Origin of the sequence: Klenkia sp. PcliD-1-E (assembly GCF_024124375.1) — a bacterium.
Taxonomy (GTDB): domain Bacteria; phylum Actinomycetota; class Actinomycetes; order Mycobacteriales; family Geodermatophilaceae; genus Klenkia.
Map to the genome: position 1 here is coordinate 103129 of NZ_JAMXRZ010000002.1, position 16690 is coordinate 119818.

Sequence of the window (16690 nt, forward strand, 5' to 3'; positions counted from 1 at the left end):
CCCACCCTGCCGGTTCCCGGCCGGGCGCGCGCGCCGGGCGGCCCCTACGGTCGGGACGTGCACGCGATCACCCAGCAGTCCCCCGGTGGCCCCGAGACCCTGGTGTGGGCCGAGGTCCCCGACCCGGTCGCCGGCGACGGCGAGGTCGTCCTGGACGTCGTCGCCTCCGCGGTGAACCGCGCCGACCTGCTCCAGCGCGAGGGCAACTACCCGGTGCCGCCGGGTGCCAGCGAGGTGCTGGGCCTGGAGTGCAGCGGCGTCGTCCGCGAGGTCGGCCCCGGCGTCGAGGGCTGGCGGGTCGGGGACGAGGTGTGCGCGCTGCTGGCCGGGGGCGGGTACGCCGAGCGGGTCGCCGTCCCCGCGGCGCAGCTGCTGCCCCGCCCGGCCGGGGTCGAGCTGGCCGCCGCGGCGGCCCTGCCCGAGGTGGCCTGCACGGTGTGGTCGAACGTGTTCATGCAGGCCGGGTTGCGGTCCGGGGAGCTGCTGCTGGTGCACGGCGGCGGGAGCGGCATCGGCACCATGGCCATCCAGCTGGCCGTGCGGGCCGGCGCCCGGGTGGCCACCACGGCGGGCAGCGCCGAGAAGCTCGCCTTCTGCCGCGAGCTGGGTGCGGAGATCACCATCAACTACCGGGACGAGGACTTCGTCGAGGTGGTGCGGGCCGCCGGCGGCGCCGACGTCGTGCTGGACAACATGGGCGCGGCCTACCTGGCCCGCAACGTCGCCGCGCTGGCCCCCGACGGCCGGATCACCGTCATCGGCATGCAGGGCGGACGGAAGGGGGAGCTGGACCTCGGAGCGCTGCTGGCCAAGCGGGGCAGCGTCTACGCCGCCGGGCTGCGCGGCCGGCCGGCCCAGGGCCCCCACGGCAAGGCCGCGGTCGTCACCGCCGTCCGGGAGCACGTGTGGCCCGACGTCGAGGCCGGTCGGGTGCGGCCGGTGGTGCACACCCGGCTGCCGATGGCCCGGGCCGCCGACGGGCACCGGATCCTGGAGGAGAGCTCGCACACCGGCAAGGTGCTGCTCGTCGTCGAGTAGGTCCCGCCCTCAGGCGAGGGCGGCCACGCTGTCGACGACGTGGTCGACCTCCTCGACCGTGTTGTAGTGCAGGATGCCCAACCGCACCGCGCCGCCCTGCTCGTTCACGCCGAGCGCGTCGAACAGCTCGCGGGCCCAGTGGTCGCCGTCCCAGGCGCAGATGGTGCGCCGGGACAGCTCCCGGGCGACCGCCCGCGGGGTCATCCGGGAGACGGTGAAGCTCACCGTGGGCGTGCGGTACTGCGGGGACCCCAGGACCTGGACGTGCCGCATCGAGCGCAGCGCCCGGTCCAGCCGGTCGAACAGCGCACCCTCGTAGCGCACCACCGCGGCCATCGAGGTCTGCAGCCGCTCGCGGCGGGTGCCGGTGGCGTCCGGGCTCAGCGCGGCGAGGTGGTCGACGGCGGCGGCCACCCCGGCGTAGAGCTCGAAGGGCGGGGTGCCCGTCTCGAACCGGTCGGGCACCCGGTCGGGCGCCGGGGCCAGCTTGTCCGGCGCCAGGGTCTCCAGCAGGTCGGGGTCGGCCACCACGGCCCCGACGTGCGGGCCGCACCACTTGTAGGCCGACAGGGCCAGCAGGTCCGCGCCGGTGGCGGTGAGGTCGATCAGCCCGTGCGGGGCGGCGTGCACGCCGTCGACGTAGACCAGCGCGCCGACCGCGTGCGCCCGGTCGGCGATCGCGCGGACGTCGGGCCGGGTGCCGATGGCGTTGCTGGCCATGGTCACCGCGACCAGCCGGGTGCGGTCGGTGAGCAGCTGGTCGTACTGCCACTCGGGCAGCTCGCCGGACTCGATGTCCACCTCGGCCCACTTGACCAGCAGACCCAGCTCCTGCGCCAGCTGGACCCAGGGCCGGATGTTCGCGTCGTGGTCCAGCCGGCTGACCACCAGCTCGTCCCCGGGCCGCCAGGTCTTGGCCAGGGTGCGGGCCATCGCGTAGGTCAGCGACGTCATGTTCGGCCCGAGGACGACCCCGCGCGGCGTGCCGCCGACCAGGTCGGCCACCGCCGAGCGGGCCCCGGCGACGAGCTGCTCGGCGCGGGCGGAGGAGGGGAACACCCCGCCCCGGTTGGCGATCGGCACCCGCATCGCCTGGGACACCGCGCGCAGCACGCTCTCGGGGACCAGGGACCCGCCGGGGCCGTCGGCGTGCACCATGCCGTCGGAGAGCCCCGGGAACAGGCCCCGGACGCGGGCGACGTCCAGCGCAGCGCCCCCGGGTCCCATGCCTGCGACCCTAGACCGGCCCCCGGTGACCGTGAGGGGCCGCTCCGTCACAGGCACGCACCCGGCGGGCTGGCGGCCGGGCGCGCAGGCAGGATGGGGCCATGACTGCACCCGGGAACCACGACGAGTCCGCCCGCGGCCGCCAGGTCGTGGTGGTGGGACCCGACGGCCAGCCCATCGGCGCGCTGCCCGCGCCCGACGGCGGCGGCGAGGACGTCGGCGACCTGGTCGAGCAGCCGGCCAAGGTCATGCGGATCGGCACCATGATCAAGCAGCTGCTCGAGGAGGTGCGGGCCGCTCCCCTCGACGAGGCCAGCCGCAACCGGCTGCGCGACATCCACGCGGCCTCGATCCGGGAGCTCGAGGGCGGTCTGTCGGAGGAGCTGCGGGACGAGCTGGAGCGCATCACGCTCCCCTTCACCGCCGAGGAGACCCCCAGCGACGCCGAGCTGCGCATCGCCCAGGCCCAGCTCGTGGGCTGGCTCGAGGGCGTGTTCCACGGCATCCAGACCGCGCTGTTCGCCCAGCAGATGGCCGCCCGCGCCCAGCTGGAGGAGATGCGCCGCAAGGCCCTCCCCGGCGGCCAGCCGGGCATGCCGGCCCAGCCGCAGCCCGGCGGCGGCCAGTACCTCTGACCGGGCGGCTACCGCAGACCGGCCAGGAAGCGGGCCACCCCGTCCTCGTCGTTGGTGGCGGTCACGTCGGTGGCCGCGGCCAGGACGTCGGGGTGGGCGTTGGCCATCGCGACCGCCCGTCCGCCACCGGCGCGCACCCACTCGAAGGCGGCGACGTCGTTGGGCATGTCGCCGAAGAAGACGACGTCGGCGGGGCCGAGGCCGAGGTCGGTGCAGACGTCGGCCAGGCCGGTGGCCTTGCTGACCCCCTTCGCGGAGATCTCGGCGAGGGCGTCGGAGGAGGAGTTGGTGACCGTGGCCCGGTCGCCGACGGCCCGGGCCACCAGGTCCAGGAACTCCTCCCGGGGCAGGTCCTCGTGCCGGGCCAGCAGCTTGGCCGCCGGCGCGGACACCATCTCGCCCAGGGTCGCCACCGCCACGCCGGGGGCGTCGACGTCCCAGCGCGGCTGGTAGACCGGCTCGTGCCGGAACTCCAGGCCGTGCTCGACGGCGAACCAGGTGCCCGGCTGCTCGCGGCGCAGCTCGGCGGTCACGTGCCGCAGCACCTCGGTGTCCATGGTGTGCTCGTGCAGCACCTCGAACGCACCGAGGTCGAGCTGGACGGCGCCGTTGCAGCACACCGCGGTGCCCGCACCGATCACCTCGCGGATGGACAGCATCCAGCGCGGCGGGCGGCCGGTGGCCAGCACGAACGGCACACCGTCGTCCCCCCAGGCGCGGATCTGCTCCAGGGTGGCCGGGGCGACGGTCTCGTCGCTGCGCAGCAGCGTGCCGTCCATGTCGCTGGCGATGAGCTTCGGGGTCCAACCGGTCACTGCTGCAGGGCCTCCAGGTAGCGGGCGACGCCGTCGGCGTCGTGGCCGCCGGTGCGGCCGGTGGCCGCGGCGAGCACGGCCGGGTGGGCGTTGGCGACGGCGACCGAGCGGCCGCCGGCCTCGTTCACCGCCGCGATCATGGGCAGGTCGTTGGGCATGTCGCCGAAGACCAGGACGTCGGACAGGGCGACGCCGAACCGCTCCAGCGCCACCGCCAGCCCGCTGGCCTTGGTGATGCTCGGCGGCAGCACCTCGATGAAGCCGAGCCCGGCGTGGGTGACCTCGGCGACCGAGGGGTCGGTGACCGAGCGGGCCAGCGCCAGGAGCTCGTCCTGGCCGAGGGTCTCCGAGCGCAGGAAGACCTTGAGCACCGGGCCGGGGGGCAGCACCTCGTGCCGGGGCAGCAGGTCCGCGGGCTCCGGGTAGGGCCAGTCGAAGCCGTGCTGCACCCGCAGCGGGGAGAGCGCCGCGCCCTGGGTGTCGGCGTCCTCGACGGCCAGCACCAGCTCGCCGGTGACGGCCTCGATCGCGTCCACGACGGCCTGCGCCTGCTCCCGCGGCAGACCGACGGTGCGCAGCACCTCGTCGCGGTCGAGGTCGACGACGAAGCCGCCCTGCGCCAGGACGGCGACCCCGCGCCCGCCCAGCGTCGTCCGCACGCTGTCCAGCAGCCGCGGGCCACGGCCGGTGACGCCCACGACCGGCACCCCGGCCGCCCAGCTGGCGTCCATCGCGGCCCGGGTGCGGTCGCTGACCGTGCCCTTGCTGGTCAGCAGGGTGCCGTCGAGGTCGGTGGCGACCAGCCGCGGCCGCCACGGCCCGAGGTCCCCGAGCTCCAGGACGACGTCGCTGCCCGCGCCGCCGCTGTGCGCCGGCAGCGTGTTCGCCGCCCGCGCCGGGATGTGCGACGTCACGGGGTGGGCGCCAGGGACATCCCCGGCGAGAGCACGGCGTGCCCGCCCAGCCAGGGCCGCAGGGCCGCGGGGACGTGCACCGAGCCGTCGGCGCGCTGGTGCACCTCGAGCAGGCAGGCGATCGTGCGGGCGATCGCGCACAGCGTGCCGTTCAGGGTGGCCGCGGTCTGCGGCCTGCCGTCGGCGTCGCGGTAGCGGATGCCCAGCCGCCGGGCCTGGAAGGTGGTGCAGTCCGAGGTCGAGGTGAGCTCGCGGTAGGTGCCCTGGGTGGGGAACCAGGCCTCGATGTCGTACTTGCGCGCGGCGCTGGTGCCCAGGTCACCGGCGGCGATGTCGACCACCCGGTAGGGCAGCTCCAGCGCGGTGAGGAACTCCTCCTCCCACTGCAGCAGCCTCAGGTGCTCGGCCTGGGCGTCCTCGGGGGCGCAGAAGCTGAACATCTCGACCTTGTCGAACCAGTGCACCCGGATGATGCCCTTGGTGTCCTTGCCGTAGGACCCGGCCTCGCGCCGGAAGCAGGAGCTCCAGCCGGCGTAGCGGCGCGGCCCGGCCGAGAGGTCCAGCACCTCGTCGGCGTGCATGCCGGCCAGCGCGACCTCCGACGTCCCCACCAGGTACAGGTCGTCGCGCTCGACGCGGTAGACCTCCTCGAGGTGCTCGCCGAGGAACCCGGTGCCCTCCATCGCCTGCGCACCGACCAGCGCCGGGGCCACGACCGGGGTGAACCCGGCCGCGACCGCGCGGGTGATGGCCAGCTGGGCGAGCGCGAACTCCAGCAGCGCGCCCGGGCCGGTGAGGAAGTAGAAACGGGAGCCGGAGACCTTGGCGCCGCGCTCCATGTCGATGGCGCCCAGCGCCGTGCCGATGTCCAGGTGGTCGCGCGGCTCGAAGTCGTAGGTGGGCACCTCCCCGACGGTGCGCAGGGTGACCGCGTCGTCCTCACCGCCCGGCGGCACCTCGGGGGCGACCACGTTGGCGATGGCCAGGTGCGCGGCGCGCAGCGCCTCGTCGGCGGCCCGGGTGGCCTCCTCGGCGGCCTTGACCTCGGCGGACAGGGCCCGGGCGCGCTCCAGCACCGCCGGTCGCTCCTCCGGGGTGGCCTTCTTCACCGACTGCGAGACGGCCTTCTGCTGCGCCCGCAGGTCGTCGGCGCGGTGCACGGCGGCTCGGCGCTCGGCGTCGGCGGCGAGCAGGCTGTCGACCCGGGACTCGTCGTCCCCGCGGGCGCGCTGGCTGGCACGGACGGCGTCGGGGTCATCACGGAGCAGGCGCAGGTCGATCACGCGCCGATGGTAGGGGGCGGCTCCGGGGCGGCTGCGTTTCCGCGGGCCGCACGCCGGGCAGAGTCGAGGCTCCGGCCGAGACCGTCGCCGTCCTGGAGGTCCCCCGCATGCCGTCCCACGGGCCGCGCCGTGGCTGAGCCCACCGCCGTCTGGACCGAACGCCGACCGCCGGCCGCCCAGCCGGTCTGGCACTGGTCGCCGTCCAGCCTGACCGACCTGCCGCGCATCCGGCGCGAGCTGCGCGGGCGCATCGCCGAGCACGAGGCCTCGGACGGCCCGGCGGTGGCCGACCCGGACATGTTCGTGCTCGCGCTGGACGAGCTGATGAGCAACGCCCTGCGGCACGGCCGCACCCCGGTGCTGGTCGACGTCGGCCGCACCGACGACGCCTGGCTGCTCACCGTCTGCGACCGGGCGGCCGAGGCCCCGCCCCGCCCGGCGCTGGACCGGGACCCGGTCGACGGCGGGATGGGCCTGGGCCTGGTGGCGCACGACGCGGTCGAGGAGGGCTGGTACGCCTCCGAGCAGGGCAAGCACGTCTGGGTCGTCCTCCGGTAGCACCACACGCAGCAGCGCCCCCCACCTCCGCGGAGGTGGGGGGCGCTGGTGCTACCGGATCAGGAACCGGTCGGGATGGTGAGGGTGGCGATGCCGACCAGGAAGTTGTCCGGGACGGCGCCGGGGGCACCCAGGGTGGTGTTGAGGAACTCGGCGGCAGCCGGGCTGACCTCGACCTGGGTACCGGTCAGGATCGCGTTGCCGGAGCTGTCGACGGTGATCGGCTCCAGCGTGGTGCCGTTCAGGTTGAACAGCGGGAAGGACGGCGCGGCGAGCTGGCCGTTGACCGACACGTCGGCGAACAGGATGGCCGGCTTGCTCGGGACGACGACGAAGTTCTCCAGCTGGATGACGTTCTCGCCGGCGGTCAGCGAGATGCCCGAGCCCTGGTGGAAGATCGCACCCTGGACGAAGGGCCGGTAGCCGGAGTCCTTCGGGTAGACGGTCGCGGTGCCGCCGGTGATCGGGAAGTCCAGCGTGGTGCCCTCGAGGGTGGCCCCGCCGATGACGCCCGGGGTCACGCCCAGGCTGGTGAGCGCGTCCAGGAAGCCGGAGTCCAGGGCCACGGCGGTGTCCCCGCCCATGATCTGGGCGATCGTGGCGACGGGCTCGGGGTTGGTCACGGTCGACGAGGTCGCCGCGGCGGCCGAGGTGCTCGAGCTGGCGCTGCTGCCCGAGTCGGAGCTGCAGGCAGCCATGGTCAGGGCGGCGCTCAGCGCGACGGCGGCGACCCCGGTGCGCTTCAGGGCGATCTTGGTGATGGTCACGGGTTGCTCCTCGTTGCTGCGGTGGGGCGGTCACGAGGTCTTCGGGTCGGCGTCAAGATCTGGATGTAACGCTTCCGTAACGGTCAACCCGATCTCGGGCGACGGAGCAGGTAGGTGTCCATCACCCAGCCCTTGCGCGCCCGCGCCTGCGCCCGCACCCGGGCGATCTCGTCCACGACGTCGGCGAGCTTCCCGGACACCAGCAGCTCGTCCTCGGTGCCGAGGTAGGCGCCCCAGTGGATGGTCAGGTCGAGGTCGGTGTACCGACGGCAGACCAGGTCGCTGTCCAGCATCACCACCACGTCGTCGGCGTTGGGCGGGAAGCCCTGCGCCAGCCGGCGCCCGGTGGTCAGGTGCACCGCCCCGCCGACCCGGTTGAGCAGCACCCGGTGCCGGGCGGTGAGCGCCTGCACGGCGGTGATGCCGGGGACGACGTCCCACGTGATGTCCAGCTCGCCGGCGGCGGCGATCTCCTCCAGCACCCGGATGGTGCCGTCGTAGAGCGACGGGTCGCCCCACACCAGGAACCCGCCGGTGCCGCCGTCGGGGACCTCGGCCTCGATGGCGCGCTGCAGCAGCACGGCACGGTCGGTGCGCCAGTCGTCGACCGCGCGGGTGTAGCGGTCCTCGGCCGCGACCGAGGCCGGGTCCCGGTCGCGCTCGGGGTCGGCGAGCTCGACGAAGCGGTACTCCCCCTCCACGAAGCGCTCGCAGACCGCCCGGCGGGCCGCCGTCAGGTCCGCCGTCGCCGGGCCCTTGTCCAGGACGAGGAACACGTCGACCTCGTTGAGGGCGCGCACCGCGCCGACGGTGACGTAGTCCGGGTCGCCCGCGCCGATGCCGATGACCCGCAGACGCCGCATGGGCCCGAGCCAACCAGACCCGGTGTGCGGGACCATGGGGCCATGCGGTTCCTCAGCGACCAGCGCCCGACCACCGACCTGACGTACTCGGACGTCTTCATGGTGCCCAACCCCTCGACCATCGGGTCGCGGCTGGAGGTGGACCTGACCACGCCGGACGGGGTCGGGACGACGATCCCGCTGGTCGTGGCCAACATGACCGCCATCTCCGGCCGGCGGATGGCCGAGACCGTCGCCCGGCGCGGTGGGTTGGCGGTCATCCCGCAGGACATCCCGGTCGACGTGGTGGGCGAGGTGGTCGGGTGGCTGAAGACCCGGCACACCGTCTACGACACCCCGATCACGCTGGCCCCCACCGCGACGGTGGCCGAGGCGCTGCAGCTGCTGCCCAAGCGCGCGCACGGCGTCGTCGTCGTGGTCGAGGGCGGCCGCCCGGTCGGCGTGGTCACCGACGGCGCCTGCCGGGGCGTGGACCGGTTCACCCAGCTGTCGGAGGTCATGGCCCCCGACCCGCTCACCGTCCCGGCCGGGACCGACCTGCCCAAGGTCTTCGACGTGCTGTCCGACGCCCGGGTCAACGCCGCGCCCGTGGTGGACGGCGACCAGCTGGTCGGCATCGTCACCCGCACCGGTGCGCTGCGCTCGGCGCTCTACACCCCTGCGGTCAACGCGGCCGGCCAGCTGCTCACCTCCGCCGCCGTCGGCATCAACGGCGACGTCGCCGGCAAGGCCGAGGCGCTGCTCGCGCACGGCGTCGACGTGCTGGTGGTCGACACCGCGCACGGCCACCAGGCCAAGGCCGTGGACGCGGTGCGCGCGGCCCGCTCGGTGGCGCCCGGCGTCCCGATCGTGGCCGGCAACGTGGTCACCGCGGCCGGCACCCGTGACCTGCTCGAGGCCGGCGCCGACGTCGTCAAGGTCGGCGTGGGTCCCGGCGCCATGTGCACCACCCGGATGATGACCGGCGTCGGCCGGCCCCAGTTCTCCGCGGTCGAGGAGTGCGCGGCCGCCGCGCGCGAGGGCGGCAAGCACGTCTGGGCCGACGGCGGCGTCCGGCACCCGCGCGACATCGCCCTGGCGCTGGCCGCCGGTGCGGCCAGCGTGATGGTCGGGTCCTGGTTCGCCGGCACCTACGAGAGCGCCGGCGACGCGCAGACCGACGGCAACGGCCGGATGTACAAGGAGAGCTTCGGGATGGCCTCGGCGCGCGCGGTCAAGGCGCGCACGGCCGGGCAGTCCGGGTTCGAGCGGGCCCGCGCCGGACTGTTCGAGGAGGGCATCAGCTCCTCGCGGATGTACCTGGACCCGGCCCGGCCGGGCGTGGAGGACCTCGTCGACCAGATCGTCGCCGGCGTCCGGTCGGCCTGCACCTACGCCGGCGCCCGCACCGTCGACGAGCTGCACGAGCGCGCCGTGGTGGGGGTGCAGTCGGCGGCCGGCTACGAGGAGGGCCGGCCCCAGCCGACCAGCTGGTGAGGCCGCTCCCCCTCGAGGAGTTCGAGGACCTCGTCGCCGACGCGCTGGACCAGGTGCCGGCCGAGCTGATGGCGCTGGTCGACAACGTGGTGGTGCTGGTCGAGGACCGCAACCCCGACGAGCCCGACCTGCTCGGGCTCTACGAGGGGTACGCGCTCACCGAGCGGTCGTGGGACCTGTCGGGCCAGCTGCCGGACCGGATCATGGTCTACCGCGAGGCGATCTGCGACGTCTGCGACAGCGCCGCCGAGGTCGCGCACGAGGTCACCGTCACGGTGGTGCACGAGATCGCCCACCACTTCGGCATCGACGAGGCGACGCTGCACGAACTGGGCTGGGGATAGTGGACACCGTGACCGACGACGCGCGACTGCCGATCAAGATGCTGCACGACCGGCTGCTGGTGTCGCTGCGCGCCGACGAGGGCGACCGGCGCAGCTCGGGCGGCATCCTCATCCCGGCCACCGCGCAGATCGCCAAGCGGCTGGTCTGGGGCGAGGCCCGGGCGGTCGGGGGCAACGTGCGGCAGGTCAAGGTGGGTGACCAGGTGCTGTTCTCCCCCGACGACCAGCACGAGGTCGAGGTGCACGGCGAGGACCTGCTGATCCTGCGCGAGCGCGACGTGCACGCCGTCGCCGCCGAGCGGATCGAGGAGGCCGGTGGGCTCTACCTGTAGGCGCGCCCGGTGACCCTGTGGCGGGCGTCCGCGCTGGTCGCGGTGGCGCTGTTCGCCGGTGTCCTGGCCCTGGGCTTCCTGCCCTGGTTGGCCGGCCAGTACCGGCGGTACGGCCGGCTGCGCGGCTGGCCGGCCGCGGTCTCCGCGGCGGTCGGCCTCTACGCCTGCGGTCTGGTGGCCCTCACCCTCTTCCCGCTGCCGGAGGAGACGCCGGGTGCCTGCTCCCGGGTCGCGACCTGGCAGCTGGTGCCCCTGGACTCGGTGCAGCAGGCCTGGGCGGCCGGCCGCGGGGACGGGCTCCTCGGCCTGCTGAGCACGCCCTCCGTCCTGCAGGTGCTGCTCAACGTGGCGCTGTTCGTGCCGCTGGGCCTGCTCGCGCGGTGGCGGTTCGGCGTCCGGCCGGTGCGGGCCGTTCTGCTCGGCCTGGCGGTGTCGGTCGGGGTGGAGGTCGTGCAGGGCACCGCGGTGTTCGGGGCCTACGCCTGCCCGTACCGGGTGGCCGACGTCGACGACGTGCTCACCAACACCCTCGGCGCCGCCCTGGGTGCTGCCCTCGCCGGCCCGGCGGCACGGCTGCTGCCGCACCCCTCGCCGGCGCCGGCCGCCGACCTCGACCCGCCGGGTCTGCCCCGCCGGGCGTGGGCGGTCGCCCTGGACGGGTTGCTGCTGGTCGTGCTCACCGGGGTGGTGGTCCTCGCGGTCCTGCTCGGCACGGCGGCCACCGGCGGCGGGGTGTCGGCGCTGGACGACGTGGACGTCGACCGGCTGGTGGTGCTGGTCGGCGGGGCGGTGACCACCCTGCTGGTGGGGGTCGTCCCCCTGGTGCACCCGGCCCGGGCGACGCCGGGGCAGGCCGCCGTCGGGCTCGGCACGGCGCGACCGGACGGGTGGGCGCCGGCGCCCCGGGTGCGCGTGCTGCTGCGCTCGGCGGTGCTGTGGGGACCGGTCGTGGGACTGGCCGGTGGCGCCGTACCGGCCGGCCCCGGGTGGACCACCGCTGTGCTGGCCGTCGGCTGGCCGGCCGTCCTGGGCGCGGCGTCGCTGGTCACCCCGTCGCGGCGGAGCCCGGCCGGCTGGCTCAGCGGGACGGTGGTCAGCACACGCGCGCGGCTGGCCGGCGGTCCCCCCGGGGATGCACCCACCGTCGCCGTCCAGGCACACGATGTGGTCGACGGGGGTTGCGCGGACCCCCAGCGGTAGCAGGATGGGGAGCCGTGACTGCCGCGCCGGGAGCTCCGGGATCAGCCCGCCGCGCCCCGGCGCAGCCGCGCCAGCCAGTCCTCCGCCCCCGCGAAGGCGCTGTCGGTGACGCGCTCGGGGACCGCGGCCGCGGCCCGGCCGTCGGCGCGCGGGTAGGAGCCGTGGAAGCGCACCTCGTCGCACAGCCGGTGCAGCGCGACCAGCGCGTCGCCCACCCGGCGGTCGGCGACGTGGCCCTCGCAGTCCACGGAGAACGAGTAGCTGCCCAACCGCTCGCGGGTCGGCCGGGACTCCAGCCGGGTCAGGCTGATGCCGCGCGAGGCGAACTCGGTGAGCAGGTCCAGCAGCACCCCGGTCCGGTCGGTGACGAAGCAGGTCAGGGTGGTCTTGTCCGCGCCGGTCGGGGCAGGCAGCCGGCCCGGCCGCTCCACCTGCACGAAGCGGGTGACCGCCCCGGGGGTGTCGGCCAGCCGGGCGGCGGCCACCGCCAGCCCGTAGCGGTGCGCGGCGAACTCCGGGCAGACCGCGGCGTCCAGCTCGCCGTCGGCGACCAGGCGGGCGGCGTCGGCGGTCGACGCCGCGGGCAGCACCTGCGCCGTGGGCAGGTGCTCGGCGACCCAGGCGCGGGTCTGCGCCAGGGCGTGCGGGTGGCTGCCCACCCGGGCCACGTCGGCGATGCCGGTGCCGGGCCGGACGCCCAGCACGAAGTCCACCTCCAGGAACGCCTCGCGGGTGATCACCAGGGGCGCACCGCCGGCCAGGCCGTCGATCGTCGGGGACACCGAGCCCTCGACGGAGTTCTCCATCGGCACGAAGGCGGCCTCGACCTCGCCGGACCGGGCCATCGCCAGCGCCGCCGGGACGCTCGGGGCGGGCACGGCGCCCCCCTCGGAGGGGGGTCCGAGACTGCGCAGGGCAGCTTCGGTGAAGGTACCTTCGGGCCCCAGGAAGGCGAACCTCGTCGGAGTCGGTCCCGTGGGCTGAGCAGGCATCCGGCGAGGGTAGTGCGGCCGGGGCGCCCTGCGCGGGCGACCCGGGGGGAGCTGCCTCGCCACCGTCGTGCCGGCGCCCGCCGTCGCCCAGGTGAGGAGAGGTCCGCGTGAGCACCGCCGACACCTCCGTCGTGGACGAGGCCGCCCTCTCCCGGCTGCGGTGGGACCTGCTCGCGGTCAGCGACGGCGAGGACCCGCGTGCCTTCACCGACCTGCTGGCCGACCACGAGGCCGAGCTGACCGCGGCGACGACCGCGCCGCGCTGGCAGGCCTGGTCGCACGCCTTCACCGCCCGCCGACTGCTGGCCGAGCACGACGCCGACGCCGCCGGCAGCCAGGTGGTGGCCGCCCGCGCCGCCGCCGAGGACTGCCCGGCCGACGCCGAGCGCGCGCTGGTGCTGGCCTACCTGGCCCACCTGGAGGTCGCCGGCGACCGGTTCGAGGCCGCCCTGCACCTCGCCGTGGACGCCAGCCTGCTCACCGACCAGGTGCCCGCCGACGAACCCAGCCGCCCGCTGCACCAGGCACACCTCTGGCTGTCGCTGGCCCTGACCCGCCTGGACCTGGAGGAGCTGGCGGTCGCGCAGGCGCTGCGCGGCCACCGGGTGGCCGCCGAGCTCGACGACGTCGCCGCCCGCTGGCAGCTGCTCGCGCTGTGCGCCCAGCAGCACGCCGAGCTGGCCCAGACCGTGCACCGGCGCGGCGACGAGGTGCGCGCCGCCCGGCTGGCCGCGGTGGCGCTGCGCTGCTCGTTCACCGCCACCGAGCTGCCGCACGAGCCGGCCGACGGGGAGTCCGACCTGCTCTCGGTCGTGCACGGCTGGGCGCTGACGCTGGCCGGTGACCTCGAGGACACCCTGCCGGCGCTGCGCCGGGTCCGCGACCGGGTCGCCGCCGAGGGTGGGCCCTGGCTGCGCGGCTACGCCGACCTGGCCCTGGCCCGGCTGCTGTGCCGGCTGGCCGGCCCGCCCGACTCGCTGGGCCCGCCCGCCGAGGAGGCCGCGGACCTGCTGGCCGGGGCCGCGACCGCGTTCGCCGCCGTCGGTGACCGGCGCCGGTACCGGCAGGCGCTGCTGGAGCTGGGCCGCACCACCGCGGCACTGGGCCGGGCGGCGGAGGCCCTGCACTGGCTGGAGGCCTACCGCGGCGAGACGGTGCGGATGCACCAGCGCAGCCGGGAGCTGTGGGCCGACCTGTTCGTCCGCCGCTCCCGGCTGCGCGAGGCCGAGCGGCAGAACGCGCTGATGCGCCGGCACGCCCTGGAGGACCCGCTCACCGGGCTCGGCAACCGCCGCAGCGCCGAGCGCCGGCTGGCCGAGCTGGACCCCGCCACCGCCCCCCTGGCGCTGGCGGTCGTCGACGTCGACCGGTTCAAGTCGGTCAACGACAGCCACTCCCACCTCCACGGGGACGCCGTGCTCCGCCGGCTGGCCGACCTGCTGCGCCTGCACTGCCGCACCGGCGACGAGGTCTACCGCTGGGCCGGCGACGAGTTCCTCGTCGTGCTGCCCGGGGCCGGCGAGGCCCAGGCGGTGGTGGCCATGGAGCGGCTGCGGCACGCCGTCGTCCGCTGCGCCTGGGACGAGCTGGGGGTGCGCGACGAGGTGACCGTCAGCATCGGCATCGCCACGTCCCACCCCACGGCCCCGCGCACCTGGCGGGAGCTGTTCGACGACGCCGACCTGCACCTGTTCGCCGCCAAGCGGGCCGGTCGCGACCGGGTGCGCACCTCCCCGCGCGAGGGCGGCCCCGGGGACGAGGACGCCCCACCGCCGCCGGCCCCGCACACCTCCGTCGACGCCCTGGTCGTCGAGCTGCTCGGTGCGCGCACCCCGCGCTCGCCCGGCTGGGCCTTCGAGCCCGACCCGGACGCGGCCGACCCGGAGCCCGCACCGTGACGCCCCGGGCCCCGGTTCCGGTGGTGCGCCTGGGACGGCCGGGGCACCTGGGACAGCCGTGACCGGCCGCGCGCGCCGGGCCCGGCGTGGCCCCGACGGAATGCGTGACAGAACGCAGCCCGCCGGGCACAGTGCGCTCGTGCCACCGGGGATCCTGCACGAGCAGGTCAGCGCTGCGCTGGCCAACTGGCAGCTCGACGTGGCCGAGGCCCTGCTGTCCGACGCCGACGCGGGTGCCGACCCCGCGCCGGCGTCCGCGGCGCCCCTGACGTCGCTGTCGCGGGCCTGGGCGGACACCCTGCGCGCCGAGCTGCTGGTGCGCCGGCTGCGGATGGCCGGCCTCACGCTGCTGGGCGACCCCATCGACGAGCCGGTGGCCGCGGCGGAGCCGCCGCTGGACCTGCACGACGGCCTACCGGCCGACGACACCGGCCGCCTGCAGGCCCGTTCCGGCACCCGCACCGAGTCCGCCGGGCACGCCGCGGCCGCGATCGCGCTGGTCCGCTCGGCCCGCGCGGCCTTCGACGCCACCGACGACGACCTGCAGCGTGCCGCGGGCCTGGTCCGGCACGCCCGCATCGAGCTGCTGTCCCGCCGGGTGGACGCCGCGATGGACGAGGCGGTGGAGGCCGCCAGCCTGCTGGACCCCGCACTCACGCCGACCCCGCTGCTGGTGCACACCCTCGGCGCGCTGTCGGCGGTGCTGGCCGACCTCGAGCTCATGCCGCTGGCCCTGGACTACCAGCGCCGGGCGCACCACACCGCGCTCCGGCTGGCCGAGGACGAGCCCGGGCCGGACGCGGCCGGGCTGGTCGGCGACAGCGCCGCCCGGCTGGCCGCGCTGTGCGCCGAGGTGGGCGAGGGCCTGCTCGACGACGACAGCCCCGACGCCGCCGACCCGCACTTCACCGAGGCCCGGGCGCTGGCACAGGAGAGCCTGGCCGGGCTGCCCGAGGGCGACCCGCACCGGCCGGGCGCCGAGGTCGTGCTCGGCTCGGCCCTCGTCGGCCTCGGCGAGCACGACGCCGCCGTCGCCACCCTGGAGCGGGTGGTCGCCGCGGTCCCGGCCGCGCAGGACCGCGCCCTGCTGGCCGCCGCCGAGCTGGCGCTGGGCCGGGCACTGCGCCGGCAGGACCGGGGCGCCGACGCCGACGACCACCTCGCGCACGCCCTCGCCCTGGCCACCGAGCACGGGCTGCCCCGGCTGCGCCGCTCCGCGCTGCGCGAGCTGTGCACGCTGCACGCCGACCTCGACGACGCCGCCCGGGCGCTGCCCTACCTGCAGGCCTACCTGGCCGACGAGCTCGACCGGGTCGACGAGCGGCGCACCCGCTGGGTGGAGCTGTTCGGTCGCCGCAAGAGCCTGCTGGAGACCGAGCGGGCCGCCGGCCAGCTGCGCCGGCAGGCCTACGAGGACCCGCTGACCCACCTGCCCAACCGCCGCTACGCCGAGGGCCGGCTCGACGGCCTGCTGGCCGCCGGTGCCGCCCCGGCGCTGGCCGTGGTGGACATCGACCACTTCAAGGCCATCAACGACCAGGCCGGGCACCCCGGCGGCGACGCCGTGCTGCGCGCGGTCGCCCAGCTGCTGGTCGACGGCGTGCGCGACACCGACGAGGTGTGCCGCTGGGCCGGCGACGAGTTCGTCATCCTGCTGCCCGACACGACCGCCGAGCAGGGCGAGCGGGCGATGGAGCGGATCCGGGCGTCCATCGCGACCAACGACTGGTCCGCCCTCGGCGTCGACGTGCCGGTGACCATCAGCGCCGGCATCGCCTCGGCGGCCCGCGGCGACGACCGGCGCACGCTGTTCGCCGCCGCCGACGGCGTGCTCTACGACGCCAAGCGCAGCGGCCGCGACCGCGTCGTCCGGCTGTCCGGGGTCACCCAGACCCGGGCCGACGAGGGCACCCCCGCCGAGCCGCCGCGGCCCGCCGCGCCGGTGTTCGAGGGCGAGCTGCTGGACCTCGACACGGGTTCCGCTGGTGACGCCGCGTCAGCGGGCGCTGCGGATAGTGTCACCGGCGTGCAGCCGCAGCCGACCGACATCCTCTTCGGCGGCCCCCGCGACGTGCCCACCCCGCGCACCGAGACCTCCGCACGGTCCTCGCCCCAGTCGTCGCCGCAGTCCTCGTCGCGGACCCCGGCGGGCGCCGACGAGGACGGCGCCGGCGGCTTCGGCCGGCTGCTGGTCGAGCCCGCCCCGGCTGATCCGTTCCCCACCCGCCCGGGACCCCGCCCCCGAGGGGGTGGCCGGGTCGTGGGCGACGGCGGCCGGGTGGGCGACCACACCGCGCGCGGGCGCGTCCTGCCCGCCGCACCGCTGAGCGTCTGAGAGGGGGCCCGTG

16 protein-coding genes are annotated in these 16690 nt (G+C 76.0%); 9 read left to right on the forward strand and 7 right to left on the reverse strand.

Translation table 11 applies throughout. The features are described 5' to 3' along the window. Positions 1–57: 57 nt before the first annotated feature. Positions 58–1038: a zinc-binding dehydrogenase gene (locus NH342_RS01240; protein WP_253010438.1), complete on the forward strand. Its 981-nt coding sequence runs from the start codon at positions 58–60 to the stop codon at positions 1036–1038. A gap of 9 nt (positions 1039–1047) precedes the next feature. Here NH342_RS01240 and NH342_RS01245 read toward each other — a convergent pair whose 3' ends face one another. Continuing rightward, positions 1048–2265 carry a cysteine desulfurase-like protein gene (locus NH342_RS01245; protein WP_253010440.1) on the reverse strand — a complete coding sequence of 406 codons (1218 nt, stop codon included), beginning with the start codon at positions 2263–2265 and terminating at the stop codon, positions 1048–1050. 101 nt (positions 2266–2366) lie between these two features. On the opposite strand from NH342_RS01245, the gene NH342_RS01250 reads away from it, so the two are divergent. After that, on the forward strand, positions 2367–2900 hold the full coding sequence (locus NH342_RS01250; RefSeq protein WP_253010442.1) for a bacterial proteasome activator family protein: 534 nt from the start codon (positions 2367–2369) through the stop codon (positions 2898–2900). An 8-nt stretch (positions 2901–2908) separates the two neighbouring features. On the opposite strand, the gene NH342_RS01255 is transcribed toward NH342_RS01250, so the two are convergent. The 3 genes from NH342_RS01255 to serS are packed head-to-tail and all read right to left on the reverse strand — an operon-like array spanning position 2909 to position 5912. Continuing rightward, positions 2909–3715: a Cof-type HAD-IIB family hydrolase gene (locus NH342_RS01255; protein ID WP_253010444.1), complete on the reverse strand. Its 807-nt coding sequence runs from the start codon at positions 3713–3715 to the stop codon at positions 2909–2911. Next, complete coding sequence (locus tag NH342_RS01260) at positions 3712–4629, reverse strand: HAD family hydrolase (RefSeq protein WP_253010446.1); 918 nt, start codon at positions 4627–4629, stop codon at positions 3712–3714. The genes NH342_RS01255 and NH342_RS01260 overlap by 4 nt, the downstream gene beginning before the upstream one ends. After that, entirely contained in the window at positions 4626–5912 is a 1287-nt protein-coding gene (gene serS / locus NH342_RS01265) for a serine--tRNA ligase (protein ID WP_253010448.1), read from the reverse strand. The genes NH342_RS01260 and serS overlap by 4 nt, the downstream gene beginning before the upstream one ends. A gap of 129 nt (positions 5913–6041) precedes the next feature. On the opposite strand from serS, the gene NH342_RS01270 reads away from it, so the two are divergent. After that, positions 6042–6470, forward strand: coding sequence for an ATP-binding protein (locus NH342_RS01270; RefSeq protein ID WP_253010450.1), 429 nt, complete (start codon positions 6042–6044; stop codon positions 6468–6470). A 59-nt stretch (positions 6471–6529) separates the two neighbouring features. Here NH342_RS01270 and NH342_RS01275 read toward each other — a convergent pair whose 3' ends face one another. Both NH342_RS01275 and cobF read right to left on the reverse strand, forming a co-directional pair. Beyond that, positions 6530–7237: a hypothetical protein gene (locus NH342_RS01275; RefSeq protein ID WP_253010452.1), complete on the reverse strand. Its 708-nt coding sequence runs from the start codon at positions 7235–7237 to the stop codon at positions 6530–6532. Between the two features lie 83 nt (positions 7238–7320). Further along, on the reverse strand, positions 7321–8100 hold the full coding sequence (gene cobF, locus NH342_RS01280; RefSeq protein ID WP_253010454.1) for a precorrin-6A synthase (deacetylating): 780 nt from the start codon (positions 8098–8100) through the stop codon (positions 7321–7323). Between the two features lie 42 nt (positions 8101–8142). Here cobF and NH342_RS01285 point away from each other — a divergent pair, with 42 nt between their 5' ends. From NH342_RS01285 to NH342_RS01300, 4 genes are read left to right on the forward strand one after another with little or no spacing between them, the layout of a single operon-like run. After that, positions 8143–9576: a GuaB1 family IMP dehydrogenase-related protein gene (locus tag NH342_RS01285; protein ID WP_253010456.1), complete on the forward strand. Its 1434-nt coding sequence runs from the start codon at positions 8143–8145 to the stop codon at positions 9574–9576. Continuing rightward, positions 9573–9920, forward strand: a complete 348-nt coding sequence (locus NH342_RS01290) for a metallopeptidase family protein (RefSeq protein WP_253010458.1) — start codon at positions 9573–9575, stop codon at positions 9918–9920. The genes NH342_RS01285 and NH342_RS01290 overlap by 4 nt, the downstream gene beginning before the upstream one ends. An 8-nt stretch (positions 9921–9928) precedes the next feature. Then, the gene (locus NH342_RS01295; protein WP_253010460.1) at positions 9929–10252 is read left to right on the forward strand and encodes a co-chaperone GroES; all 324 of its coding nucleotides are present in this window, start codon (positions 9929–9931) and stop codon (positions 10250–10252) included. A 9-nt stretch (positions 10253–10261) separates the two neighbouring features. Beyond that, complete coding sequence (locus NH342_RS01300) at positions 10262–11452, forward strand: VanZ family protein (protein WP_253010463.1); 1191 nt, start codon at positions 10262–10264, stop codon at positions 11450–11452. A 41-nt stretch (positions 11453–11493) separates the two neighbouring features. Here NH342_RS01300 and pheA read toward each other — a convergent pair whose 3' ends face one another. Then, on the reverse strand, positions 11494–12444 hold the full coding sequence (gene pheA / locus NH342_RS01305) for a prephenate dehydratase (RefSeq protein ID WP_253010465.1): 951 nt from the start codon (positions 12442–12444) through the stop codon (positions 11494–11496). Positions 12445–12551: 107 nt separating this feature from the next. Here pheA and NH342_RS01310 point away from each other — a divergent pair, with 107 nt between their 5' ends. After that, positions 12552–14342 carry a GGDEF domain-containing protein gene (locus NH342_RS01310; protein ID WP_253010467.1) on the forward strand — a complete coding sequence of 597 codons (1791 nt, stop codon included), beginning with the start codon at positions 12552–12554 and terminating at the stop codon, positions 14340–14342. A 139-nt stretch (positions 14343–14481) separates the two neighbouring features. Continuing rightward, a complete protein-coding gene (locus NH342_RS01315) occupies positions 14482–16677 on the forward strand; it encodes a diguanylate cyclase domain-containing protein (RefSeq protein WP_253010469.1) in 2196 nt (731 codons plus the stop codon). Positions 16678–16690 lie beyond the last annotated feature (13 nt).